This window comes from Cytobacillus sp. NJ13, from assembly GCA_030348385.1.
Classification (GTDB): domain Bacteria; phylum Bacillota; class Bacilli; order Bacillales; family Cytobacillaceae; genus Cytobacillus.
The window spans coordinates 4775926-4800568 of record JAUCFP010000006.1; the positions used below are offsets into that span (position 1 = coordinate 4775926).

General features: G+C 39.8%; 29 protein-coding genes. 19 read left to right on the forward strand and 10 right to left on the reverse strand.

What is annotated here, in order from left to right; all coding sequences use genetic code 11:
- Position 1: 1 nt before the first annotated feature.
- From QUF73_23480 to QUF73_23490, 3 genes are all read right to left on the reverse strand, one after another.
- Positions 2-1357 carry an arsenic transporter gene (locus tag QUF73_23480; protein ID MDM5229072.1) on the reverse strand — a complete coding sequence of 452 codons (1356 nt, stop codon included), beginning with the start codon at positions 1355-1357 and terminating at the stop codon, positions 2-4.
- A gap of 206 nt (positions 1358-1563) precedes the next feature.
- On the reverse strand, positions 1564-2283 hold the full coding sequence (locus QUF73_23485) for a hypothetical protein (GenBank protein MDM5229073.1): 720 nt from the start codon (positions 2281-2283) through the stop codon (positions 1564-1566).
- A gap of 44 nt (positions 2284-2327) precedes the next feature.
- A complete protein-coding gene (locus QUF73_23490; GenBank protein MDM5229074.1) occupies positions 2328-2798 on the reverse strand; it encodes a hypothetical protein in 471 nt (156 codons plus the stop codon).
- Positions 2799-3067: 269 nt separating this feature from the next.
- Here QUF73_23490 and sigK point away from each other — a divergent pair, with 269 nt between their 5' ends.
- Positions 3068-3787: an RNA polymerase sporulation sigma factor SigK gene (sigK, locus tag QUF73_23495; GenBank protein MDM5229075.1), complete on the forward strand. Its 720-nt coding sequence runs from the start codon at positions 3068-3070 to the stop codon at positions 3785-3787.
- Between the two features lie 25 nt (positions 3788-3812).
- Here the strand turns inward: sigK and QUF73_23500 are convergent, their stop codons facing one another.
- Both QUF73_23500 and QUF73_23505 read right to left on the reverse strand, forming a co-directional pair.
- Positions 3813-4778, reverse strand: a complete 966-nt coding sequence (locus QUF73_23500; protein ID MDM5229076.1) for a hypothetical protein — start codon at positions 4776-4778, stop codon at positions 3813-3815.
- Positions 4779-4899: 121 nt separating this feature from the next.
- Positions 4900-5064, reverse strand: a complete 165-nt coding sequence (locus QUF73_23505; protein MDM5229077.1) for a hypothetical protein — start codon at positions 5062-5064, stop codon at positions 4900-4902.
- Positions 5065-5227: 163 nt separating this feature from the next.
- Here QUF73_23505 and QUF73_23510 point away from each other — a divergent pair, with 163 nt between their 5' ends.
- Complete coding sequence (locus QUF73_23510; GenBank protein MDM5229078.1) at positions 5228-5383, forward strand: hypothetical protein; 156 nt, start codon at positions 5228-5230, stop codon at positions 5381-5383.
- A 123-nt stretch (positions 5384-5506) separates the two neighbouring features.
- On the forward strand, positions 5507-7303 hold the full coding sequence (locus tag QUF73_23515; protein MDM5229079.1) for a M3 family oligoendopeptidase: 1797 nt from the start codon (positions 5507-5509) through the stop codon (positions 7301-7303).
- Between the two features lie 39 nt (positions 7304-7342).
- Here QUF73_23515 and pssA read toward each other — a convergent pair whose 3' ends face one another.
- Positions 7343-7882, reverse strand: coding sequence for a CDP-diacylglycerol--serine O-phosphatidyltransferase (pssA, locus tag QUF73_23520; GenBank protein ID MDM5229080.1), 540 nt, complete (start codon positions 7880-7882; stop codon positions 7343-7345).
- A gap of 274 nt (positions 7883-8156) precedes the next feature.
- Between pssA and QUF73_23525 the strand changes: the two genes are divergently transcribed.
- The gene (locus QUF73_23525) at positions 8157-8933 is read left to right on the forward strand and encodes a phosphatidylserine decarboxylase (protein MDM5229081.1); all 777 of its coding nucleotides are present in this window, start codon (positions 8157-8159) and stop codon (positions 8931-8933) included.
- A 73-nt stretch (positions 8934-9006) separates the two neighbouring features.
- Here the strand turns inward: QUF73_23525 and QUF73_23530 are convergent, their stop codons facing one another.
- The gene (locus QUF73_23530; protein ID MDM5229082.1) at positions 9007-9147 is read right to left on the reverse strand and encodes a sporulation histidine kinase inhibitor Sda; all 141 of its coding nucleotides are present in this window, start codon (positions 9145-9147) and stop codon (positions 9007-9009) included.
- A gap of 529 nt (positions 9148-9676) precedes the next feature.
- On the opposite strand from QUF73_23530, the gene QUF73_23535 reads away from it, so the two are divergent.
- The 8 genes from QUF73_23535 to QUF73_23570 are packed head-to-tail and all read left to right on the forward strand — an operon-like array spanning position 9677 to position 14745.
- The gene (locus tag QUF73_23535; GenBank protein MDM5229083.1) at positions 9677-10192 is read left to right on the forward strand and encodes a YqeG family HAD IIIA-type phosphatase; all 516 of its coding nucleotides are present in this window, start codon (positions 9677-9679) and stop codon (positions 10190-10192) included.
- Positions 10193-10195: 3 nt separating this feature from the next.
- Positions 10196-11302, forward strand: a complete 1107-nt coding sequence (gene yqeH / locus QUF73_23540; protein MDM5229084.1) for a ribosome biogenesis GTPase YqeH — start codon at positions 10196-10198, stop codon at positions 11300-11302.
- 47 nt (positions 11303-11349) lie between these two features.
- Complete coding sequence (locus QUF73_23545) at positions 11350-12189, forward strand: shikimate dehydrogenase (protein ID MDM5229085.1); 840 nt, start codon at positions 11350-11352, stop codon at positions 12187-12189.
- The gene (gene yhbY, locus QUF73_23550; protein MDM5229086.1) at positions 12183-12473 is read left to right on the forward strand and encodes a ribosome assembly RNA-binding protein YhbY; all 291 of its coding nucleotides are present in this window, start codon (positions 12183-12185) and stop codon (positions 12471-12473) included. The genes QUF73_23545 and yhbY overlap by 7 nt, the downstream gene beginning before the upstream one ends.
- Positions 12474-12512: 39 nt before the next feature.
- Complete coding sequence (locus tag QUF73_23555) at positions 12513-13082, forward strand: nicotinate-nucleotide adenylyltransferase (GenBank protein ID MDM5229087.1); 570 nt, start codon at positions 12513-12515, stop codon at positions 13080-13082.
- Complete coding sequence (gene yqeK / locus QUF73_23560) at positions 13072-13638, forward strand: bis(5'-nucleosyl)-tetraphosphatase (symmetrical) YqeK (protein MDM5229088.1); 567 nt, start codon at positions 13072-13074, stop codon at positions 13636-13638. Before QUF73_23555 ends, yqeK begins: the two co-directional genes overlap by 11 nt.
- Positions 13639-13642: 4 nt before the next feature.
- Positions 13643-13999: a ribosome silencing factor gene (gene rsfS, locus QUF73_23565; protein MDM5229089.1), complete on the forward strand. Its 357-nt coding sequence runs from the start codon at positions 13643-13645 to the stop codon at positions 13997-13999.
- Complete coding sequence (locus QUF73_23570) at positions 13996-14745, forward strand: class I SAM-dependent methyltransferase (protein ID MDM5229090.1); 750 nt, start codon at positions 13996-13998, stop codon at positions 14743-14745. The genes rsfS and QUF73_23570 overlap by 4 nt, the downstream gene beginning before the upstream one ends.
- A gap of 83 nt (positions 14746-14828) precedes the next feature.
- Here QUF73_23570 and comER read toward each other — a convergent pair whose 3' ends face one another.
- Positions 14829-15653 (reverse strand): late competence protein ComER, encoded by an 825-nt coding sequence (comER, locus tag QUF73_23575; GenBank protein MDM5229091.1) that lies wholly within the window; start codon positions 15651-15653, stop codon positions 14829-14831.
- Between the two features lie 89 nt (positions 15654-15742).
- On the opposite strand from comER, the gene QUF73_23580 reads away from it, so the two are divergent.
- The 3 genes from QUF73_23580 to QUF73_23590 all read left to right on the forward strand — a co-directional run bounded on the left by QUF73_23580 (position 15743) and on the right by QUF73_23590 (position 19459).
- A complete protein-coding gene (locus tag QUF73_23580; protein ID MDM5229092.1) occupies positions 15743-16384 on the forward strand; it encodes a helix-hairpin-helix domain-containing protein in 642 nt (213 codons plus the stop codon).
- A gap of 113 nt (positions 16385-16497) precedes the next feature.
- On the forward strand, positions 16498-17061 hold the full coding sequence (locus tag QUF73_23585; protein ID MDM5229093.1) for a ComE operon protein 2: 564 nt from the start codon (positions 16498-16500) through the stop codon (positions 17059-17061).
- A gap of 67 nt (positions 17062-17128) precedes the next feature.
- Complete coding sequence (locus tag QUF73_23590) at positions 17129-19459, forward strand: DNA internalization-related competence protein ComEC/Rec2 (GenBank protein MDM5229094.1); 2331 nt, start codon at positions 17129-17131, stop codon at positions 19457-19459.
- A gap of 136 nt (positions 19460-19595) precedes the next feature.
- On the opposite strand, the gene QUF73_23595 is transcribed toward QUF73_23590, so the two are convergent.
- Complete coding sequence (locus QUF73_23595; protein MDM5229095.1) at positions 19596-19730, reverse strand: YqzM family protein; 135 nt, start codon at positions 19728-19730, stop codon at positions 19596-19598.
- Positions 19731-20089: 359 nt separating this feature from the next.
- Between QUF73_23595 and holA the strand changes: the two genes are divergently transcribed.
- On the forward strand, positions 20090-21127 hold the full coding sequence (gene holA, locus QUF73_23600; GenBank protein ID MDM5229096.1) for a DNA polymerase III subunit delta: 1038 nt from the start codon (positions 20090-20092) through the stop codon (positions 21125-21127).
- A gap of 142 nt (positions 21128-21269) precedes the next feature.
- Here holA and rpsT read toward each other — a convergent pair whose 3' ends face one another.
- The gene (gene rpsT / locus QUF73_23605; protein ID MDM5229097.1) at positions 21270-21536 is read right to left on the reverse strand and encodes a 30S ribosomal protein S20; all 267 of its coding nucleotides are present in this window, start codon (positions 21534-21536) and stop codon (positions 21270-21272) included.
- 268 nt (positions 21537-21804) lie between these two features.
- Between rpsT and gpr the strand changes: the two genes are divergently transcribed.
- From gpr to QUF73_23620, 3 genes are all read left to right on the forward strand, one after another.
- On the forward strand, positions 21805-22932 hold the full coding sequence (gpr, locus tag QUF73_23610; GenBank protein MDM5229098.1) for a GPR endopeptidase: 1128 nt from the start codon (positions 21805-21807) through the stop codon (positions 22930-22932).
- 68 nt (positions 22933-23000) lie between these two features.
- The gene (locus QUF73_23615) at positions 23001-24206 is read left to right on the forward strand and encodes a stage II sporulation protein P (GenBank protein ID MDM5229099.1); all 1206 of its coding nucleotides are present in this window, start codon (positions 23001-23003) and stop codon (positions 24204-24206) included.
- 17 nt (positions 24207-24223) lie between these two features.
- The gene (locus tag QUF73_23620; protein ID MDM5229100.1) at positions 24224-24568 is read left to right on the forward strand and encodes a YqxA family protein; all 345 of its coding nucleotides are present in this window, start codon (positions 24224-24226) and stop codon (positions 24566-24568) included.
- Positions 24569-24643 lie beyond the last annotated feature (75 nt).

Sequence of the window (24643 nt, forward strand, 5' to 3'; positions counted from 1 at the left end):
CCTATACAAATAGCCAAGTGATCCATAAATAAAGGCTCAGCAGACTGACAAATAAAGCAATCGGTATGATGATGAAAGTAACTTTTAAATATTGGCCCCATGTAATTCTTATAGAGTGGGTTTTTAGGATATGGAACCAGATTAAAGTGGCTAGAGTGCCAGCTGGTGTTAACAGAGCTCCTATATCACTTCCCATTACATTTGCAAGATAAGCAATCTGCAGCATGTAACCTTTCAATCCCATTTCAGTAATAGCCAGTGTCCCGATCATAACAGCAGGAAGATTATTGAAAAGGTTGGAGAAGACTGTAAGAATGGTACCCATAATAAAACTTGCCTTTAACGGATCATTTTGTATATAAACTGTTAAATTCGTAACAAGAAATTCGTTTATCCCTACATTCTTTAGACCATATACTAGAACATACATATTAAAAGCAAACAATAAGATGTGCCATGGAGTCTTTAGTATAATGTCTTTTACACCAATTCCGTTTCTTTTCCATCTAATCACTATTAGCAGAAATGCACCTGTTAATCCAATCCATTCAAGCGGGATTCCAAAGGAGGAAAGGGCAAAAAAGCAAGCTCTGGTTAGGATGACTATGAACAAACAAACTTTAAACATCCACCAATCAATGGATTTATGCCTATCCGGCTGATCAAGAGGGTGGCTATATGAGAAATTAGAAGATAATTTGTCCAATTTTAAAGGTGTTTTCAATATTTTTTTTGGCAAATCTCTCCTAAAGTATAGAAGAAGCAATAAACCCATAGTAAAAATGCCAATCATCGATGGTACAAACATCATTTCTATATAATCATTTAGGCTTAGCCCGACAATTTTTAAGGCGATTAAGTTTGATATATTGCTTACTGCAATTGGAGCACTTGCAGCAGTTGCAACCAGTGCACCAGAGATTAAATAAGGGGATTTTTGATGGGCTGTGAATTTCAGGAGAGAAACGACATGAATAATTATAGGGGTTGTAATAAGGATACTTCCGTCATTATTAAAGAACATTGTCATGAAAAAACATAATAAATTTATATATATAAATAATCTCAGTCCTGAACCTTTTGAACGGCTTACTATATTTAGTGCTATCCATCTGAAAAAACCAATACTCTCTAATACAATGGACATCATGATAGTTGAGATAATGGTTAATGAGGCACCGCTTACTATATCAAAAATGTCCAGAATGTCTGTAAAGGGTACAATTCCAGCCAGCAAAGTTATACCAGCGCCAATGGTAGCTGGGACCGTTTCATTTATTCCATTTGGCCTCCATAACATGAATATGATTGTCAGTGAAAATATAATTGCCATCCATATTGCCTGCATGCTATCCATTTATTTTTGCCGCCTCGCTTTTTGTGAGAAGTTCCCGGCGGGATGCATTAAGATCAAAAAGCTCCTTCCGTGATTCTTGGTAATAAGGAGGTTTAAGAAAGAAGTGAAAAAATAATATTCCAATTAACGAGAAAAAGAGAAACATGTAAACTGCCATTTTTTTGTCCTCCTTTCATTCTCTTTGTCATCGTGTTATCCTGCTTATGCTAAGCTTTTTTTCTGCACTTTTTCCTCTTCTTTCTACGGGCACTGGCGTAATAATCATCAGGGTTTGGTCCAAAAATTGAGTATTCATAGGTTTGTGGTTCTTTACTTATTGGAGCCTGATAATCTTTAACGTTTTCAGCTTTGCAGCCTGTCTCTTCTTTATTTTCTTTTTTTGAACTTTTCTCTTTTGTCTCCTGTTTGCCTTCTGTATTTTTAACTGAAGCAGTATTTGTATTATTTGCAGTCCCGCTGACTTGGCTATTCTGTTCATCATTTTTATCTGCTGTTCCGTTTGATTCACTTTGAAATCCTGGTTTGCTGAAATGATCAACCTGTGAAGTATTGAGTAGAATTTGCTCATTTTTCCCAAGCAGCATAACATAATCATCTTCAATGCTGCTTAAAATTCCAGAGAGTTCTTTTTGACCATTGATGGTTACCCATTGGTGCTTAAGCTGCTTTAACAGCTCTCTTAAAAGGTTAGGCGAGCCTGCGCTAGTCTCTAACGTTTTCTTTTGGTAATCTTTTACATTTTTTGCGATTCCTTTAATATTTTGCAATCTAAAGTAGGTTGTTCCGGTTCCTTCCGACTCCACTTCTAAATAATCGTTTTGAATCCCTTTTAGTAACCCTTTTACAGTGCTGCCGTCAACCGTATATAATTTCACATCAAAACCTATCATGTTTAACAAAGCCAATTTAAATTGACTATTTTCCATTAAGTCCCATCTCCTTACTAAAATTATTCAATAAACAAACGTTGTTATTTCTTTTCTTCTTTTTCTTTCATTTCTTCCTTTTCTTCTGGTTGGGACGGCTGTAATCCATAGCTAATGCCTCGAATATGGTACATGGGTAATCTGATGATTTCTTCATTTTGAACGATCGTAATATAATTTCCGTTAATATTTTCTACAATTCCTTCTACTTTTTCGTGTCCGCCTCTATTGATCGTCACCCAGTGATACCAGAAGTTTTTCATTAAACTTTCAAATGAATCCCCGGTCATATATTCAGCAGTTTCCTGGTATTCAGAGTTCATCAAAGCCTGTTTTGAATTCTCCGTAATGCTTTTAATATGCTGATAACGAAGATAGTCAATGCCTCCCTCTTGGGATTGTATAATTAAATAATCAGCGAATGCATTTAATACTTTTCCAGTTACAGATTCCGGCCCCTTTCTATTAATTTTTACAGTCTTGCCTACTAATGAACTAAACATCTCCATACTCAACTTTTTTCGCCTCCTAAGGATTTAAAGCTTTTCTAAGCTTTTGTAATATATCAATATGTATCATGGTAGGACATTGTACATGCAATCAGCCTATTTTTAAATCAAAAAGGGAAAATAGGAAAATAAATTTTATTTAAAATAATTTAGAAAACAATTGCCTGCTTATTTTTTCTCCAAATTAAATACTGTGGACAGACAAAAACAACTCCATTCATACATAGGAATTAGTTATAGACATTTTTGAACGCATTCTAAGCGGGGGTGGAACGATGTCCGGCATTTTAACTGCACTCGGGTTTTTGGTTAAGGAGATTGTGTTTCTTGTATCTTATGTAAAAAATAATGCATTTCCTCAACCGCTGTCTCCAGCAGAAGAAAAGAAATACCTGCGATTGATGGCTGCAGGCGATGCGCATGCCCGTAATATGCTTATTGAACATAATCTAAGGCTGGTCGCCCATATTGTTAAGAAATTTGAAAACACAGGGGAGGATTCCGAAGATCTGATATCAATAGGGACAATCGGTCTGATAAAGGCCATTGAGAGCTATTCGGAAGGAAAAGGCACAAAACTTGCCACCTATGCAGCCCGCTGTATTGAAAATGAGATACTGATGCACTTGCGGGCACTGAAGAAGACGAAAAAAGATGTATCCCTTCATGATCCCATCGGACAGGACAAAGAAGGGAACGAAATATCCCTTATTGACGTTCTTAAGTCGGAATCTGAGGATGTTATTAATACGATTCAGCTAAATATGGAGCTGGAAAAAGTGAAGGAGTATATTGATGTTTTGGATGATAGAGAAAAAGAAGTAATTGTCGGCAGGTTCGGGCTTGACCTGCAAAAAGAAAAAACACAAAGAGAAATTGCCAAAGAGCTTGGCATCTCAAGAAGTTATGTCTCCCGAATTGAAAAGAGGGCACTGATGAAAATGTTCCATGAGTTTTATCGGGCGGAAAAAGAAAAAAGGAAAAATAACAGCTAAAGGGACAGTTCAACTGTCCCTTTGGTTATTCTATTCTTCCATTTTTTAATAAAAGCTGCCAGTTCTCACCGCTGTCTGCAGATTCATATAAATCTTTGAGATAGGTTGAAATAGCAAGCCTTCCCTTAGATTTATTATCGGCAGAAATGTATGTAATAGGGTTGTCATAGCTGAGAAAAGGAATTTTAATTTGTGAGTTTTCCATCGTATTAAGATCGATTTTGCTCATCTGAACCTTTTCCTGATCTGCATACGCGTAGTACAAGCTATTCTCCGTGAAAGTGAGGGCTGTAGCCATGATTGGCTCAGATACTAATTTAACAGTTTCACCTTTATCCTGTGAGAAGAAGATGCCGCTTCTTGTGGACATGGCCATGATTTCCGGATGGGTTGGATGTGCTGCAATCATACCAAGTGTGTCGGACTTAAGTCCATTTAAACTGACTGGATCCCATGTTTTGCCTGCGTCCTGAGAACGGTAGACACCTGCCTCAAGCTCATCGCTATTTTCCTGATTGATCATATAGATTATATTTGTGTCATAGCCGGCAGCCAAAAAAGGAAAGGAACTTGTTCCGCTAAAAGCCAGGTTCTTGAAGGAAGCTCCTTTATCAGTGCTTTTCACGATACCAAGAGGGTTTTTTATGACAGAGTTCTTATCAGGATGGCCGCTGATAATAAAACCATCTTTGACTGCCTGAAAACCCATGTAGTCATGGTTAAGGGCAGTGGTCTCATGCCAAATGCCATCTTTAAAAAACTTTAAGCCATCGCTGGATGATAGGTAGAGGCCAGTATCATTTCCCGGGTATCCAATTCCTTGAATATGCTCGATTTGCTGAGCTGATGCCTCAATAATAGTATAGTCAGCCTCATCTGAAGTTTTACTTGAAGGTTCATCAGCAGTTTTTTTACTTTGCTCTTCCTCAGCAGAACAGCCAGCTGCGAGCAATAACAGAAGAACTGCCAAAATCGTTCTGCCTTGTTTCATTCATTTCACTCCAATTCATATCGGTTCAATGGTTACGATCATTATCGATGTCATTATATAGTATTTCAGCGTAAAATAAAAAACCCTTGCCTGTGGAAGGGTTCATAAAAATTGCTCCCTGTTAAGAGTAAAGAAAAAACTTATTCCGTTCGTCTTTCTTGAAATCGGAGAGGTGTTTAGTCACTTTGCCGGATCCCTTGCAGGCAGGGCAGGATTTCTTAATGAATTTACATGCTGTAGTGCTGCCTGTGCCTTTGCATTTCTTGCAGATTGAGATAATCTTCATTTAACACTCCTCCCATAAAATTCCTTCTGGTATATTCTATGAACTATTCTAATAGCGGTGCTAAGAAAATACCGATTTTTCACCGTAATTTTAGTGTAAAAGCCTAAACGCTGGTCCTTTAATTACATATCTTAGTAATAGAAGGCGAAGGGAGGGAAAGGTTATGCCTTATGGTTATGGCGGTTATCCCGTTCCCGCTCCTTATCCATGCGGTTATTATGGAGGCGGAGGATTCTGGCTGGCTCTCGCAGTTGTACTGCTGATCCTGCTGCTTGTTTTTGGAGGATTTGCATACTATGGCGGAGGCTATTTCAGGTAAATGAACCAGCAGTCGGCTCATACCAAGGAGTATGGGCTTCTTTTTTAATAGAATATTTATAGAAATTTCGGAAAAATCACGGTATAATATTTCTGTAATCGAAATTTATTATGGGGGGATCATATGACTGTAACAGCCTATTCGTCAGTATGGGATTTGGATGTCTTTTTTAAGGATGGAAGCGACTCAGCAGAATTTGATCAGCATTTACAGGAAACAAGAAAGCATATTGATTCATTCTTTAATCAAATACATAACTGGCAGCCTGCTAATTCACCTGCAGATGCAGCTGAAATAAGTGAAATCATTGAACTTTTCCAGCAGACGGCAAGAAAGGTGCGCCAGGCTGGTGCTTTTGTAAGCTGTCTTCAGGCTCAGAATACCGAGGATAAGAAAGCGAAAGATCTTAGAGGGGCAACTACGGAACTTAGTGCAGCTTTTCAAAACGCTTTAACGGCATTTGATCAGAAGCTTGCAAGTTTAGAACAAAGTTCTTGGGAGCAAATTATAAATGATAAATTTTTAAATGAACTCTCATTTGTATTAAACGAACGCCGCGAAAATGCTTCAGAAAGACTTTCGCAAGAAGAAGAAACTGTCATTAATGCCCTTGCTGTTGATGGTTACCACGGATGGGGCCAGATGTATGACGTAATAGTAGGAAATATAAAAATCCCTTACACTGAAAATGGCGAGATAAAGCAGCTTTCAGTTGGACAGGCTGCTAATAAGTTTTCAAGTCCTGACAGAAATTTACGCAAAGAGGTATTTGATAATTGGGAAAAATCATGGAATGGCCAGTCTGACTATTTATCTAAAACCTTAAATCATTTAGCCGGTTTTAGATTAAATGTTTATAAATTAAGAGGCTGGAATGACTTCCTCAAAGAACCTCTGGACTTAAACAGGATGAAAAAAGAAACTCTTGATACAATGTGGGATGTAATTTCCGGAAATAAAGCACCTCTTGTTAAATATTTGGAGAGAAAAGCTAAGCTTTTAGGATTAGAAAAATTAAGCTGGTATGACCTGGATGCCCCGCTCTCCAAGTCAGAAACAAAATTAACTTATCAGCAGGGTGCAAATTTTATCCTTGAGCAGTTTGCTCACTTTGGAGAAGAAATGACAGCCTTTTCTAAAAAAGCGTTTGAAGAAAAATGGATTGAAGCAGAAGATCGTCCAGGAAAGGCGCCTGGAGGATTCCATACCTACTTCCCTGAAAGCAGCCAATCAAGGATCTTTATGACATACTCAGGGACACCATCCAATGTTTCAACCCTGGCACATGAACTGGGGCATGGTTTTCATACATACGCAATGAGGGACCTTCATTTGCTGAATCGAAATTATGCCATGAATGTTGCTGAGACAGCTTCTACTTTTGCAGAAATGATTGTCTCTGATGCAGCAGTGAAAAATGCAGGGTCAGAAGAAGAAAAACTGGCGCTTTTGGAAGATAAAGTGCAAAGGTCTGTTGCATTGCTTATGAATATCCATGCACGATTCCTGTTTGAAACACGATTCTATGAAGAAAGAAAACGGGGAAATGTAAGTGCGGACCGTCTGAATGAAATCATGACGGGTGCCCAAAAAGAAGCTTATGGCAGCGCACTTGATGAGTATCATCCATCTTTCTGGGCTTCAAAGCTCCATTTCTTTATTACTGGCGTGCCGTTTTATAATTTCCCATATACTTTTGGATATTTGTTCTCGCTTGGAATCTATGCACAGGCTCTTAAAGAAGGAAAAGGATATGAAGAAAAATATATAGCATTATTAAAGGATACAGCATCGATGACAGTCGAAGATTTGGCTATGAAGCATTTAAATGCCGATTTAACAAAACCTGAGTTCTGGGAAAGTGCCGTTCAATTATGCATGGACGATGTGGAAGAGTTCCTGGCATTAACAGAAAATTAATAAAAATAGAAGCCGCGCTCTGTTGAGCATGGCTCTTTTTTACACCTTTTTCAGCCTGAAAGGGCTTATCATTAAAATGGAAAGTGTCAGCATGATAAAGAGAAATAAAGGTGAAGGCCAATATGGAACTGCCAGAAAGCATAAAGTGGCCAGACAGCCGGCAGCCGTTATCGGCAAGCCTGTAAAATAGCCATTATTTTCACAGATGTTAAAACGTGCAAGCCGCAAAGCTCCACATCCGATATATATAGCCGTTAAGAAGGCGCCTGGTGCCCCAAAATCATAAAGGACGCCTATGTATAGGAGCAGTGCAGGAGCAACGCCAAAAGAAATAATATCACTCATGGAATCCAGCTGCTTTCCTAAATCCGATTCAATATTCATTTTTCTTGCTGCCATCCCATCAAAACGGTCAGCAAGTGCTGCGATAAAGATCAGCAGCACACTCAAATTCAAATTATCATTAATAGAAAATAAAATAGCAAAGCACCCTAAAAACAGGTTAGACAGAGTTAAGATATTGGCTATCTGTGCCTTTAGCTTCTTGATGGTTAAATCAAGAACATCCTGTAAAAACATGTCAAACACTCCTTGCACCTGGGAATCACAGCTTGCAGACTATAAGAAGTTTTTTTCTTATGGCAATGTGTTAAAGTTTACTGTTAATTGGGAATCATCTGGAAGGGTAGAAATAGAAGTAATCTACAGCATTTAAAGAAAAGCAAAAAATAAAAAAAGCGTCAAATCTGAGGAAGTCTATGGCAAACTTAGTTTTATATGTTATATAATAATATTTTATTCTATGCTTTTTATGCCTGTTCGTAAAGAACATATTTTTTAGGGGGCATGTCCTTTGTTAAAACCTGTATATCGCCTGCTGATTGAATTGACAAATGGAAAATGGACATCCGGGATGCTGCAGAAATTTGCAAAATCAAATTTGAGCAGGCGGGTCATTCCGTCATTTATAAGGATTTATAATATAAATGAGAGTGAAATGGAAAAAAACCTGCATGAATATCCGACACTTCATGAGTTTTTCATTAGAAGGCTAAAAGAAGGTGCAAGAGTAACAGATGTGAGCCCTGACTCGGCAGTCAGTCCTGTAGATGCTGTAATCGAAGATGTTGGGAGCATCCGTGAGGACCGTATTATTACAGTAAAAGGAAAAAACTATTCCATCTCTGAGATGCTTGGTGAAAATAAAGCAGGAAAATATGCAGGCGGCACTTATATGATCTTTTATTTAAGTCCGAGCCACTATCATAGGATACACAGTCCGGTCACTGGAAAAGTAGCAGATCAATGGATTCTGGGGCTGAAATCTTTTCCGGTCAACAAATGGGGATTAAAATATGGAAGAGATACACTTTCCAAAAATTATCGGAGCATAACTGAAGTGAGGCATGGTGATGCAGCAATTGCGATTGTGAAGGTTGGCGCTATGTTTGTAAATTCCATTGAGCTTACTCATGAAGGGGATCAGCTTGAAAAAGGAAAGGAAATGGCCTATTTTACGTTTGGCTCTACTGTCATTCTCCTGTTTGAGCAAGGGAAATTCGAACTTGAAAAGTCAATCAGAACTCCTGCTCACATTAAAGTAGGGGAGCGGATTGGGACGCTAATGTGAATGTGTGGCCATTTATTGCGGTTTTGAAGGAATACGGAAAATAAAAAAAGCCCTATTAAGGGCTTGTCCATTTTTAAGAAGTAACTTTTATTCTGTTTGATAGTGAGCGACGGTGGATTTCTGTTTCGATTAAACGAATGAAGTCTTTGCTAAGCTGCAGTTCCTTTGCTTTATAATATGATTCGATTAGTAATTCATCTGACAGTTTACGCATTCCTGTCCCACCTCCAGGTACTTGATATTTCAGTTCTAAAAGAATTATTTTATACATATAATGTAAGATTTTATGTTGTACCCCTACTCTAGCAAAATTAAACGACTAGAACAACCGTTCTCTTATCCACAGGAAACCGTGGATAACCTGTGATTATTTTGTTTATAAAAAGGGAAAAAGTATAAAAATCATATTGGATTATGTGCATAAAGTTATCCACAGGGTGGGAGAGCAGTTGGTTTTTGTCGAAAAATTTTTATTTTAAGCATAAATCAGGCCTATTCCATGGAAATTTACTGAGTTTTGAGTGTCTTTCCCCATTTTGTGGAATCGTATAAAATAGAACAGCTGGATTGTATCTGCCAGTTTTTATTTTGAAAGAGCGGATGAAATTGGATATGATGGAATCGGTGTTTTCCTATAGTGAAAACTCTGCTGATGCTAATTATTAATATAGCCCGGGAGCTATTTGAGGGCTGAGAAACAATATTGTTGGACCATACGAATAAATGATTGAGGTGTAAATATAGTGTTAAAGCATTTTTTGCCTGATCAGCATGTAAAAAGTATATTTGAAATCACTCCCCACAGTTTACAGGAAAAGGGAGTTAAAGGAATTATCACGGACCTGGATAATACATTAGTCGAATGGGACAGGCCAAATGCAACACCGAAGCTGATTAGCTGGTTTGAAGAAATGAAGCAAAGCAACATCAAGGTTACTATTGTGTCAAATAATAATGAAAATCGGGTTAAGGCTTTTTCCGACCCTCTTGATATTCCATTTATTTACCAGGCTAGAAAGCCAATGGGCAGGGCCTTCCGAAGAGCTCTATCAGAGATGGAGCTGAGAAAAGAAGAAACAGTTGTGATTGGTGATCAATTGCTGACTGATGTCCTGGGGGGAAACAGAAGCGGCTTCCATACTATTTTGGTCGTGCCTGTTGCTCAAACTGACGGGTTTTTTACAAAATTTAACCGGCTGGTGGAAAGACGAATATTAAATTGGTTCAGAAAAAAGGGAATGATTCAGTGGGAGGATTAAAAAGTGAGTGAAGAGCAATTTGTTTGCATAGGCTGTGGAGTAAAAGTTCAAACAGAAAATCCTGAGGAGCTGGGCTATGCTCCTCAATCAGCTCTGCAGAAGGAAACGATTATTTGCCAGCGCTGTTTTAGGCTGAAACATTATAATGAAGTTCAGGATGTAAGCTTGACTGATGATGATTTTCTTAAGATCCTGAATGAAATTGGACAAAGTGATGCACTTATCGTGAAGATTGTGGACATCTTTGATTTTAACGGGAGCTGGCTTCCGGGGCTTCACCGTTTTGTAGGCAGCAATAAAATTCTGCTTGTCGGAAACAAAGTTGACCTTCTTCCAAAGTCGGTGAAAACAAACAAGCTGATTAACTGGATGAAGCAGGAATCAAAACAGCTGGGATTGAAACCGGAAGAAGTCTATCTGGCAAGTGCTGCGAAAGGGTACTCCATTAACGAGATTGCAGAAGCTATCGACCATTACCGGGAAGGAAAAGACGTGTATGTAGTTGGGTGTACAAATGTAGGTAAATCCACATTCATCAATCGCATATTAAAGGAAGTAACAGGTGAGGGCGATGTCATCACAACTTCCCACTTCCCGGGCACAACTCTTGATATTATCGAAATACCTTTATCTGATGGAAAAGCTTTAGTAGATACTCCGGGAATAATAAACCATCATCAAATGGCCCATTATGTAGATAAAAGGGATTTAAAGGTTATTACACCTAAAAAGGAGATAAAGCCTAAGGTTTACCAGCTGAATGAAGAGCAGACTCTGTTCTTTGGCGGACTGGCAAGATTCGATTACATTGCTGGGGGCCGGCGTTCATTTGTTTGCCATTTCTCCAATGAACTAATCATTCACCGCACCAAAACAGAAAAGGCCGATGAGCTATATCGGAATCATGCAGGAGAGATGCTCACCCCTCCAAGAGAAGAACAGATGGAAACCTTCCCGGAGCTTGTGAAACATGAATTCACAATAAAAGAACCGAAAACAGATATAGTGTTTTCAGGACTTGGCTGGATTACAGTAAATGAAGGCGGGGCAAAAGTAGCTGCTTATGTTCCTAAAGGAGTACATGCCATGATAAGAAAGTCTTTAATTTAGGCTGTGAACCTGCAGCTGCTTATGCTTTTCAAAAGGGGTGAGGAATTTTGAAAAAGCTGTTTGGGGTTATTGGGGATCCGATTTCCCATTCCATGTCCCCCGCTATGCACAATGATTTATTTAATGCTTACAGTATTGATGCACATTATCAGCCATTCCATATATCCAGGGAAAATCTTAACGATTCTATAAAAGGATTCAGGGCAATTGGCATTGCGGGATTTAATGTTACAGTACCGCATAAGGAGGCTATCATCCCTCTTTTAGATGAACTGGACCCCCTGGCAGAGGCTATTGGAGCAGTTAATACAGTAGTTAATCAGGATGGAAAGCTAATAGGCTATAACACTGATGGGAGCGGGTATGTAAAAGGCCTGCTGAATCAAAAACAATCAATTAAAGATAAAAAAGTGCTCCTAGTGGGAGCAGGCGGAGCTGCGAGAGCCATTTATTTTACAATTGCCAAAGAAGGTCCTGAGCTTCTGGATATTTGCAATCGGACTCCACAAAGGGCCGAACAAATTATAAATGATTGCCCATTTCGGGTTCCTGCGCGGGTGCTGAACAGACAGGACGCAGAGGGAAGCCTTGAGACATACGATCTAATAGTTCAGACTACATCAATAGGGATGCATCCGGAAATTGGCAAAAGCCCGCTTTCAGTACATAAGCTTAAGCCTGGAGCCTTTGTCAGTGATATCATATACAACCCGCTTGAAACAAAGCTTCTGACGGATGCTGCTGAAAAGGGTGCGGGAGTTCAGAATGGGATCGATATGTTTGTATATCAGGGTGCACTTGCTTTCGAGATGTGGACTGGCATTGGACCTGACATTGAAAGAATGAGACATAAAGTTTTAAATCAGCTGGGAGGATTATCATGCTAACAGGAAAGCAAAAACGTTTTTTACGTTCAAAAGCCCATCATTTAAACCCGATTTTCCAAGTGGGAAAGGGCGGGGTAAATGAAAATATGATTAAGCAGGTAGGAGAAGCACTGGAAGCCCGTGAATTATTAAAGGTTTCAGTCCTTCAAAACTGTGAAGAAGACAGGGATACGGTGGCACAGCAGCTGTCAAAAGGTACAAAGGCTGACGTTGTACAAATTATCGGGAATATGATTGTTTTATATAAAGAATCGAAAGAAAACAAACAAATCGACTTGCCGTAAGTTTCTTAAGCGTAAAACTGGAAGTATGGAGGAGTGTAAATGGAAAAGGTAGGCATACTTGGAGGGACCTTTAATCCGCCTCATTTAGGCCATCTCATTATCGCGAATGAGGTAATGTCTTCTCATGGTTTGGATGAAATCTGGTTTATGCCGAACCATGAACCTCCCCATAAAAAGAGGTTTGATAATGTCAGCAGCGGTGATCGTACAGAAATGCTGAAACTGGCATTGCAGAGCCAGCCCGGCTTTAAATTGCAATTGATTGAGCTGGAGCGCGATGGCCCTTCATTTACCTACGATACAATCAGGATTCTGAAGGAAAACTATCCTCAAACGCAATTTCATTTTATTATTGGAGCTGACATGGTTGAGTATCTGCCCAAGTGGCATAACATTGACAAACTTCTTGAATTGATTACCTTTATAGGAGTGAGGCGGCCATCTTACAATTTGCAGACTCCGTATCCGATTCTTTATGCTGATGTTCCTGAAATGGGGATATCCTCGAGTATGATCAGAAGCCGTGTAAAGGAAGGCGGAACTATTCGCTATCTGGTACCGGATGCTGTACGGAGTTATATAAAGGAGAATCATTTATATGAATCGTGAACAGGCACTTGCAATTGTAAAGGAACAGCTGACTGAACATCGCTACCTTCATACAGTAGGAGTGATGGAAACAGCCATTAACCTTGCAGCGGAATATGGTGCTGATACAGAGAAAGCGGAACTGGCGGCCATTTTTCATGATTATGCTAAGTTTCGTCCTAAGGAAGAGATGAGGGAAATTATCATTAAGGAAGGAATGCCAAGTGAGCTTCTGGAGTACCATAGTGAACTTTGGCATGCTCCCGTCGGTGCTTTTCTGACGGAGAAAGAAGTAGGAATTAATGATAAAGAGGTTTTGGATGCCATAAGGTATCATACTTCCGGCAGGCCGGGAATGGTACTTCTTGAAAAGATCATATATCTTGCGGATTATATTGAACCTGGAAGGCATTTTCCAGGTGTTGATGAAGTGCGTGATTTAGCGAAGACGAATTTGGACAAAGCCTTAATCAAGGCCGTCCAAAATACTATCATGTTTTTAATGAAAAAAGGGCAGCCTGTTTTTCCAGCGTCCCTTCAAACTTATAATGACCTTGTAATGAATAAGGAGGACTGATTAAATGAATGAAAATACATTGCTGATGACAGCAGTTAAAGCAGCAGATGATAAACGGGCAGAAGATATAACAGTACTTAATATGAAAGGTATTTCCCTGATTTCAGATTACTTTGTAATTTGCCATGGCAACTCTGATAAACAAGTGCAGGCCATTGCTCGGGAAATGAAAGAAAAATCTGAAGAACATGGGTTTACTGTTAAAAGAATGGAAGGTTTTGATGAAGCAAGGTGGATTCTAGTTGATATGGGTGATATAGTTGCTCATATTTTCCATAAGGATGAAAGAAGCTACTATAATCTGGAAAGACTTTGGGGCGATGCGCCGGTCGAGAACGTTCAAGGCATGCTTAACCAATGAGCTACGGAAAGTTTGCTTATCTCTATGACAGACTGATGGAAGATGTCCCTTATGACAGCTGGATTAAATTGGTCAATGAAAAGCATGCTGAATTTAATGTACCCGGCAAAAAACTGCTGGACCTTGCCTGCGGCACCGGACAGCTTTCCATAAGGCTAAGTAAACAGGGTTATGAGGTTACTGGTGTGGACTTATCAGAGGATATGCTGGCTGTAGCACAGGCAAAGGCGGAACAGAACAGTCTGCAAATCCCCTTTTACCTGCAGAACATGGCAGAACTTGAAGGTTTCAGTGAATTTGATATTATTGGCATCTTTTGTGATTCTTTGAATTATCTGGAGACGGAATCAGAGGTGAAGGACACCTTCATGAGGGTCCACACCCATTTGAAAAGTGACGGTCTTTTTATATTTGATGTCCACTCCATTTATAAAATTATGCAGATATTTATGAACCAGACATTTGCAGAAAATGATGAGGAAATTTCATATATCTGGCACAGCTATCAGGGTGAATATCCTAATTCTGTGGAGCATGATCTTTCATTTTTTGTCCTGGAAGAAGAAACCGGAAAGTATGACCGCCATGACGAACTTCACTTCCAGCGCACTTATCCTATTGATCAATATGAAAGCTGGCTTGGAGAATGCGGATTTGAACTGCTTGACATTTCAGCAGATTTTGAAGAGGGCCCTCCAGGCAGCCAGGGTGAACGAATCATTTTTATTGCAAAGAAAAGGAACTAAAATAAAAACCAGCCGGATTGACTAAAGCAATCCGGCTGGTTTTTTAAGAAAAAAGAAGGATTATTTCCATGAACATCGAATAGCTAATGGAGAGAATACTGTTTTTTTACCTCAACAAGATCTTCGTCATACTTGGAATGTGTTGCCTGGAATAAGTGCTCAAATATTGTACCAAGCTCGCTTTCGAGAATTTTAATTCCCTCCCCTGTAATTCCACCTTTGACGCATACCTTCTCTTGCAATGTCGGCAATGTATAAAAACCTTTTTTCAGTAAATCCCCAAGCCCGATCAGCATTTCTCCTGCAAGCTTTGTAGCTGTGTCCTTATCAATCTCTGTTTCTGCAACTGCCGCATTGATGAAGCGCTGCGTCAAATAGCTGAAAAAGGCAGGTCCGCAGCTGACAATATCCGAAGAAACACGGGTAATATTTTCCTCGATAAAAACAGGTGTGGAGATGCTTTCAAAAAGCGTATTAACTATCCCTTTCCATTGCTCGCTGCACTGTTCACCGAATGATAATAGCGAAACCCCTGATAAGGCACGATTTGTTATGCTTGGAATCGCCCTGGCTGCTGAACAAGGCAGAATTGATTCAAGCTGTTTTACACTAATTGGGCTGGTTATTGAAACCACACATTTATCTTTTGACAGGAACGGCAAAATATCCTGAACGACATTATACACATCATGAGGCTTTACACAAATAAAGATAAGCGAAGATCGATGCGCAGCCTCTCTTGCATTATTTACAACAGTAATATCCTGATGAGTTTCCTTTATTTCCATCGCTTTTGCCGCTGTCCGATTGGTAATCGTCATGGAGGATGGGGAAACGGTTCCTCCATCGAGGAAAGCCTCGGTTAGTATCCTCCCCATGTTACCTGTGCCAATAATTCCGATTTTCATCGCTTCATCCCTCCTTCAAAAGCAAGATCTCTCATATAACGATATGTATCAAAAAAACATTTATTCCAAAAAGAAAGGATCGATCCTTAATGCCCGAATGGATAAAAACACATAAAATTTACTTTGCAGGAGCCGCCATTGCATTGGCTGCCGTCCTCTATTATTTTTTCATGCCTGTTCAAGAGAATGAAGTATTTCCTGAGATTGAACAGTCACTTCAATTAAATGAAAATGAAGATGGTGCTAATGAAATAGAAACAGAAGGTGATGGACCGGCTGGACAGATGCCACAGCCGATGAAGGCAGATATTAAAGGTGCTGTACAAAAGCCGGGAGTGTACGAAGCGGCAGAAGGAGACAGGGTAATCGACCTGCTGGAAAAAGCAGGCGGACTGACGGAAAAAGCAGATGGCACTAAAATCAATTTTGCCCTCAATATCACGGATGAAATGGTCATATATGTTCCGGAAAAGGGAGAAGTCCTCGAGGAGGCCACAGCTGGTGGAAATTTCGAGGCGGGGGGAGAGCAAGATAACGGAAAGATAAATTTAAACCAAGCCGATGAATCGGAATTGCAGACATTGCCTGGTATCGGCCCATCCAAGGCGGCAGCCATAATTGAACACCGCGAGACAAATGGATCCTTTAAGGATATTGCGGATTTGAAATTAATATCAGGGATAGGAGAGAAAACCTTTGAAAAACTTAAAGAACATATTAGTGTAAAATAATTTCATCCATTGACCTTCATGAGCTTGAGGCTTACACTTATTGAGAGAAAAAGCTATGCTTGAATTCGGGGCATACACGCCTGTGAAAAAGACGGAAGGGGAGAGACTGCGAGATGGATCGGATTTCCTGGAACCAATATTTTATGGCACAAAGCCATTTGCTTGCTTTGAGGAGCACATGTACAAGGCTTGCGGTAGGGGCAACCATTGTAAGGGATAAGAGAATCATTGCCGGCGGCTATAATGGATCGATTGCCGGCGGTGAACATTGTATTGATGATGGCTGCTATGTTATTGATAACCATTGTGTCAGAACCATTCATGCGGAAATGAATGCGATTTTACAGTGTGCAAAATTTGGGGTGCCTACAAGTGATGCAGAATTATATGTAACCCATTTTCCATGCCTCCAATGCTGCAAAGCGATTATACAGGCAGGCATTAAAACGGTTTATTACGCACAGGACTATAAAAATCACCCTTATGGAATTGAACTCTTTGAGAAGGCTGGAGTGAAAACTGTGCAGGTAATAGCAGAAAAAGTGTCCTTTGATGACAGCAAACAAGAAAAACGTGATTTTATAGAAGAATTAATAAATGAGCTTGAAAAAAGCGGAAAAGATCGGGACTTGGTGAAAAGCTATAAAGAAACAAAGGAGAAGCTTTTTCAGAATTAAACCATTGAAGGAGTAACACCTGAAATAAAAGGTCTTACTCCTTCCAAAAAATTAAAGGAGAAATGATATGAAAGGCAGATGGATCTATGCAGCAGCTGCCTCACTACTGGGAAATTTGACATCTTTTTTTCATCCGGCTATTGCTGTCATTTTTTTTCTGCTGGCCCTCTTCCTCTTAAAAAGAAATATTTTGGCCAAAAAGAGCGCGGGCATCCTGATTATGATTTACCTTGCCTTATTCATGCGGTGTGAATTGGCGGCAGAACATAACAGGACAAGTCTTGACGGAAATGAGAGCGAGTTCGAAATAACCATGAAAGAATCTGCAAAAATAGATGGAGACCTTCTTACAGTCATAATTGAATTAGCCGATAAAAAAGAAAAGCTGGCAGCCAGATATAAAATTAAAACCGAAACAGAAAAAAAGGTCCTTGCAGACCATCTGGGAACAGGAATGACATGCCGGGTAACTGGCACCTTACAGACTCCTTCAACATCCACCAATCCTAATTCCTTCAGCTATCAGAAATATCTAAACCACAACAGCATCTTTTGGATCCTCGAATTGGAACAGTTAAACCTCCCTGATTGCAGTTACCGTAAAAGCAGCCCCACATTAACCATTTTAAAAATAAGAGAGACCGGAATTCAATATATCCTGGACCATTTCCCTGAACAGACAGCTCCACTGGCTATTGCTCTTGTTTTCGGCGATCGTGATTTTATTGATCAGGATACCATAGCTTCTTATCAGAAAATCGGAATTATTCATTTGCTTGCGATATCCGGCCTTCATGTAGGAATGCTTGCTGGGATGTTCTTTCTTGCTGGTATACGTGCCGGAATCACCAGAGAAAAAATGACCAGCATCTTATTATTAGTTTTGCCTCTATATGCAGTCCTGACAGGGGCAGCACCATCTGTTCTGCGGGCTGTGTTTATGATGCTTCTGGTTTTGCTCGCAAAGAAGCTGAAAGTCCCTATTCAATTAACTGATGTTATCTCTATAGTGTTTATTGGCTACCTTTTTATATCTCCATATATCATCTATAATGCCGGGTTTCAGCTGTCGTTTGCTGTCGCCTTATCGCTTATTCTCTCAGCTCCCATCATCCTCAAAAGATTTTCTGTATCATACGCTGCTATCCTGGCAGTTTCTTTTGTTTGCCAGATGGCTGCCATTCCCATCCTTCTGTGGCATTTTTATGAGGTATCGTATATTTCCATAATTGCCAATCTGATTTTTGTGCCTTTATATTCTTCCATAATTCTGCCGGTGGTGTTGATCCTCTTCATTTTTGATTTATTATCATGGGGGAATGCAAATTTCTTGCTTAATGGATTTGAAAAACTTATCTGTTTTCTAAATTGGATTGCTGAAGTGCTTTCGGCCATTCCTAACTCGACCCTTGTCCTTGGCAGGCCGTCCCTGATTATGCTGATCGTATATCTGCTGCTGATTCCTGCATTCTTTGCCGGCTGGGAAAGGTCAAAAAATAAAAAGGTTCTAATCAAGAGCGGTGTGCTCCCTATCCTTGCAATATTAATTCATTACTTAACGAATGTATTTACTCCTGCCGGTGAAATTACATTTATAGATGTTGGGCAGGGTGACAGCATTCTGATAAAGCTTCCATATGGAAGAGGGAATTATTTGATAGATGCAGGAGGCACGCTTATGTTTGACACAGAGGATTGGAGGATGAGAAGAGATCCTTATGATACAGGAAAGGACACAGTAGTGCCTTTTCTGAAAAGCAAAGGGATCAGTAAAATAGATAAGTTTTTTTTGACTCACGGGGATATGGATCACATTGGAGGAGCATCAGCTGTGATTAGGGAAATGAGGGTAAAATCTGTTGTGTTTTCACAGGGAGCGGAAATCTCAGAGGCTGAGAAGGAATTGATTGTTCAGGCTAAATTAACTAAAAGCGATATTGTATTCACTAAAGCTGGAGATAGCTGGTCTAAAGGAGATTACGCTTTTCAGGTTTTGTCTCCATTTGGGGATCAGCTGGGGGGCGTGTATACAGGGAAAAATGATGGCTCTATTGTCCTTTTTGCCAAAGTGGGGGGCTTAAACTGGCTGTTTACCGGAGATTTGGAGGAAAAGGGGGAAAGTCAGCTTATACGATCTTATCCCAATTTAAAAATTGATGTTTTAAAAATTGCACATCATGGAAGCAAAACCTCCACAACAGATTCATTTCTGTCAGCTGTTAAACCGAGGATTGCCGTTATTTCTGCAGGCAGAAATAACAGATATGGGCATCCTCATAATGATGTAATGGGCAGGCTTAGAGACTATAATGTGCAAGTTCTGAGAACCGACAAGCAAGGGGCGGTTACCTATGTTTTTAAAGGAAATTCAGGAACCTTTTCCGTTCAGCTTCCATAGTATATGTTAGAAATGCTTCAGCTTCCTGTCTGGACTTCATAATGATTAATCAATTATAGCCGCAAAAAAAGAGACTGCTGAGGCAGCCTCGATGTGTCAGCGGTATTGTGACACATTTACTTACTTTATGTAGCCATTAAGCTCCTAAAAATTTAATGACTGTTGCAATAACAAATAACGTTGCGAAGAAACCGAATGATACGATGAATCCTACTCCAGAGTCGATTGCATCATTACGTTTGCTTTGGACGTTCTTTTCAAATTCGTTCACAGTCTACCCCTCCTATTTCCTATATAGTATAAGTCATTCAAATAAAAAAATCTAGAGTTCCCCTGCCCTTTTCCTGCAATAGCAGGAGTTGTCACAAATATGCCAGCACATCAAGGGGAAAATAATAGAACAAAGGTGCACCGCAGCTTCCTGAGTATCCCGGGCCTCAGGCGGCAGCGTTCTATATAGATTGGAAATTGGCGTTCTTATGGGCGCCAATTTCTTATGTCTTGTCAAATTGCCATTGCTTCTTTAGGATATATAGTGAACGTGCAATGCAATCAGTGGATGTGACTTTATCCCTGCCCGATTGACTGCAATAAAATGAATATAATGTAAGGCGAACGGAGAGAAAGAAATTGGTTTTTGATATTTGGAAGCAAATAAAAGCGAAAAGTTTTGCTCCTATTTATTTATTATATGGAACAGAACCCTATCTTATAAACGAAACGAAGCAGCTTCTGATCAACAATGTGCTAAGCGAAGATGAAGCTGATTTTAATTTATCTTCTTATGACCTTGAGGAAACCCCACTCGATACAGCGCTTGAAGATGCGGAGACATTTCCGTTTATGGGGGAAAGAAGACTGATCTTTTTACATAACCCAGTATTTTTAACATCTGAAAAATCGAAAGCTAAACAGGAGCATAACCTGTCAAAGCTGGAAGCCTATATTAAAGCGCCTGCTCCGTATTCAGTGGTGGTATTCTCCTCAGCTGCAGAAAAGCTGGATGACCGGAAAAAAATAACTAAACAATTGAAAAAAACGGCTGCAGTCCTTGAAGCAAAGAAACTAAATGAAGGTGAATTGAAAGCCTGGATCAGGGAACGGGCAGCACTTAACGGCGTGCAGATTGATGAATCGGCAGTTGAACTGATATTGACATTGGCAGGCACCAACTTATTTATTTTGACAAACGAGATCGATAAATTGGCTTTATATGCGAATGACACGAAGCGAATCGATGAACAAATGGCAGAGAAAATGGTATCAAGGTCATTGGAGCAAAATATTTTTTCCCTTGTAGATAAGGTTGTTCACCGCAAAATAGAAGAAGCCCTGAGAATTTATTATGATTTATTAAAGCAAAATGAAGAACCAATTAAGATTTTATCTGTTATTACGGGACAGTTCAGATTAATTTATCAGGTGAAGGAGCTTGCCAGGAGAGGCTACGGCCAGCAGCAGATTGCCGGCTATTTAAAAATTCATCCTTTCCGGGTGAAACTGGCGGCTGGACAGGCGCAGCTTTTTGCAGACGAAGAACTTGCAGCGATCATAAGCTTGCTTGCTGATGCAGATTACCAAATGAAAACTGGTGGCATGAATAAAACCATGCTGATTGAAATGTTCCTGTTTCGTCTGCAAAGTCAGGCTCTCAGAAAAAATCCTTAGAGAGAGAGCGTCTTGCCCGCCTCTGACATCTTGAGGGCTGTGACATAATAAATTCTGGTGACATAAAAAAGCGGTCCAATTGGACCGCTTTTTTATGTAAAATAAAAGGCTATCCCAAAAGAATAGCCGATATCTTCAAACATTAAGCGTTTAAAGAGTTCATTTTTTTCATTAAACGAGACTTTTTACGGGCAGCGGCATTTTTGTGGATAAGACCTTTTGCAGCAGCTTTGTCTAGTTTACGAGCAGCATCAGCGAAAGATGCAGTTGCAGCAGCAGCATCGTTGTTTACGACCGCAGCATCAACTTTCTTAACAGCTGTACGCATTGCTGATTTAACTGTAGCGTTTTGAGCGTTGCGAGCTTCGCTAGTTTTAACACGCTTAATAGCAGATTTAATGTTTGGCATTCCATTCACCTCCTGAAAAAGCATCGAGATTCTATAACTCGACATTCACATTCATTAACAATAATTAAGAACAAGTGATATTTTATCAAACACGGGGGCATAATGCAATACTCTGTAATCAAAATTACTGACCGCCATTATTAGGGAAGTTAATTCTTATTCTGCATGTTTTTGGACTTTAAAGGCAATGATAGAATATATCCGAATTTTAGTATATTGTGTGTTATTTTCCAATAACCTAAAAAGCTGAGAATGTGAGGGATAAATTATGAAGGATTCAATAGATTTAAGCCAGTACTCAGTCCGAACGGACCTTGCCATTGAAGCAAGGGAAATGGTTATTTCTGACAGGCAGAAAGACAATGTTCATCAGCAGGAGAATCTTTCCCAAATAGAAGGCGTAATAATTAAAGAAAAAGAAGAAAATGATATAAAAATTTCTTTTGTAGAAGTAACAAAAGAAGGTGCAGAGGCATTGGGAAAAAAAGAAGGAAAATATCTGACCCTTGAAGTGACGGGCATACGCCAGCAGGATACAGAGCTGCAGCACAAAGTGGAGTCTGTATTTGCAAATGAATTCTCCCAATTTATTAAACAGCTGGGAATCAATGAAGATGCATCCTGTTTAATTGTAGGTCTGGGCAATTGGAATGTGACTCCCGATGCACTTGGTCCGCAAGTTTGCGAAAATTTGCTTATCACAAGACATCTCTATCAGCTGCAGCCTGAAAGCGTAGAAGAAGGCTATCGGCCAGTAAGTGCTATTTCTCCGGGAGTGATGGGCCTGACTGGGATAGAAACAAGTGACATTATTTATGGCATTGTTGAAAAAACAAAGCCCGATTTTGTCATAGCAATCGATGCTCTTGCTTCCCGATCAATTGAAAGAGTCAATTCTACCATTCAAATTTCGGATACAGGGATTCACCCTGGTTCCGGTGTCGGGAATAAACGAAAAGAAATCAGCAAAGAGACTTTAGGGATACCTGTCATAGCGATTGGCATCCCAACAGTTGTCGATGCCGTATCCATCACAAGCGATACAATTGATTACATCCTGAAGCATTTCGGCAAGGAAATGAAGGAAGGCGACCGTCCATCACGTGCTCTTGCTCCTGCAGGAATGACTTTTGGGGAGAAGAGAAAGCTCACAGATGATGACCTGCCGGAAGAGCATCATAGAAAAACCTTTCTTGGCATGATTGGAACCTTGCCTGAAGAGGAGAAGCGGAAGCTTATTTATGAAGTGCTGTCTCCTTTGGGGCACAACCTTATGGTGACTCCAAAGGAAGTAGATGTATTTATAGAAGATATGTCAAATTTAATTGCTAACGGTTTGAACGCAGCACTCCATCAAAAAGTGAATCAGGATAATGCCGGTTTTTATACCAGATAGGAAATAACTGTTCTATCTTCTCTAGCAAAGTCATAACATTTACTAGACTAGCAAGGAGAGGTGGAACAATGAAACCTTTTAAATCGAACGGACTTGTAGTAACCATTCAAGGGACAAGCTTGCTGAAAGCCATTGGCGGATTTTTGCTTTTTCTATTTATGATATTTTCAATAAGCGGAGCATTAACTTCATTAAAGCCGGAATACAGAATCAGCTCATCTTCAGTTAATTCTGCCGCGAACAGCCTGACAGGAGAAATGCTTTATCATTTCCTTGGGTGGGAAAACCACTCATTTCTCCAGGGGGTCTCTGAAAACAGTTCTCCCCCGGGCTTTGCCAATTTGGTTTTTAAGCTATCCACAAATGTCAATTTGGATGATCCCAGAAGCCTTTTGGGAAGGGAGCTTCCATTCTTCTCTATTTATGACAGTAAAATCCTTGTTGCTGGTGAAGGAACGGATTATACAAACATGCCTGTGGAATCTTCTCCTCCTATCGAAGTGCTGATGGCAGAACAGGAGGCAGCCCTGCAAAACACCGAAGGACTTGAGCCGGATGGTGATGCGAAACAGTCGAAAACACCGCCGATGTCTACGGGTGATAAAAAACCAGTCTATGTTTATTTTTCTCATAATACGGAATCCTATCTTCCTTATCTGAAGGGTGTAACAAATCCTGATGCAGCCTTTCATTCCAAAATTAACGTTACTAAGATTGGTGATAAGCTTAAGGAAGAGATGGAGAGCAAAGGAATAGGGACCTTTGTTGACAAAACGGATATCCAGGGAAATTTAAGCAAGAAAGGACTAACGTATGGACGTTCCTATCAGGAATCAAGAGAAGTTGTTCAGGCTGCAATTACGTCCAACCGGGATTTGTCTTACTTAATCGATATTCACCGTGATTCAAAAAGAAAAAAAGATACAACGAAAGAAATTAACGGAGAGTCTTATGCCAAACTAGCTTTCATTATTGGCGGAAATAACCCGAATTACGAAAAGAACTTAAAATTTGCGAAAGAGCTGCATGATAGATTGAACGTTAAGTACAAAGGGTTAAGCAGGGGAATCATGAAAAAAGAAGGCGCAGGGACAAATGGCAACTTCAATCAGGATTTATCGGGAAATGCCATCCTCATTGAATTTGGCGGAGTTGATAATACGTTTGAAGAATTAAACCGTTCGGCAGAAGCAATCGCAGAAGTGTTCAGTGAATATTATTGGCAGGCCGAGGAAGTGAATTCACCAGCTGGCGGTGAATCAGAAAAGAAATAGTATTAGGATGATGCGGAATGAAAATATTTATGCTAAAAGCTCTTTTTCTGGCAGCGCTTATGTTTGTCTCAGTATTATTTGGAATGCAGCAGGCAAATGAAGGAATCCACAGAATGAAGGGTTTCCATGACGAAGATTTCAAAAGTGCCTTAACCTTAAATGAAACCAATGAAGGTGAAGTGCAGGCATCTGTCCTGGGGAATGATGTGTCCAGCCATGATCTTCAGCAGAAAAAAGAAAAGCTTGAAGAAATGAAAGCATATAACTTCTTTTCATCTCTGGGAAAAAGCATCTCCGAAGGCTTATCAGAGCTGACAGAAAAATCGGTCGCATTCATTACAGACTTAATAACCGGAAAATAGGCTGCTCAGGAGGGCAGCCTTATTTTTTTGAACGATTAAGGCGTAAAGCTTAGCATTGAATCTTCACATGCGTAC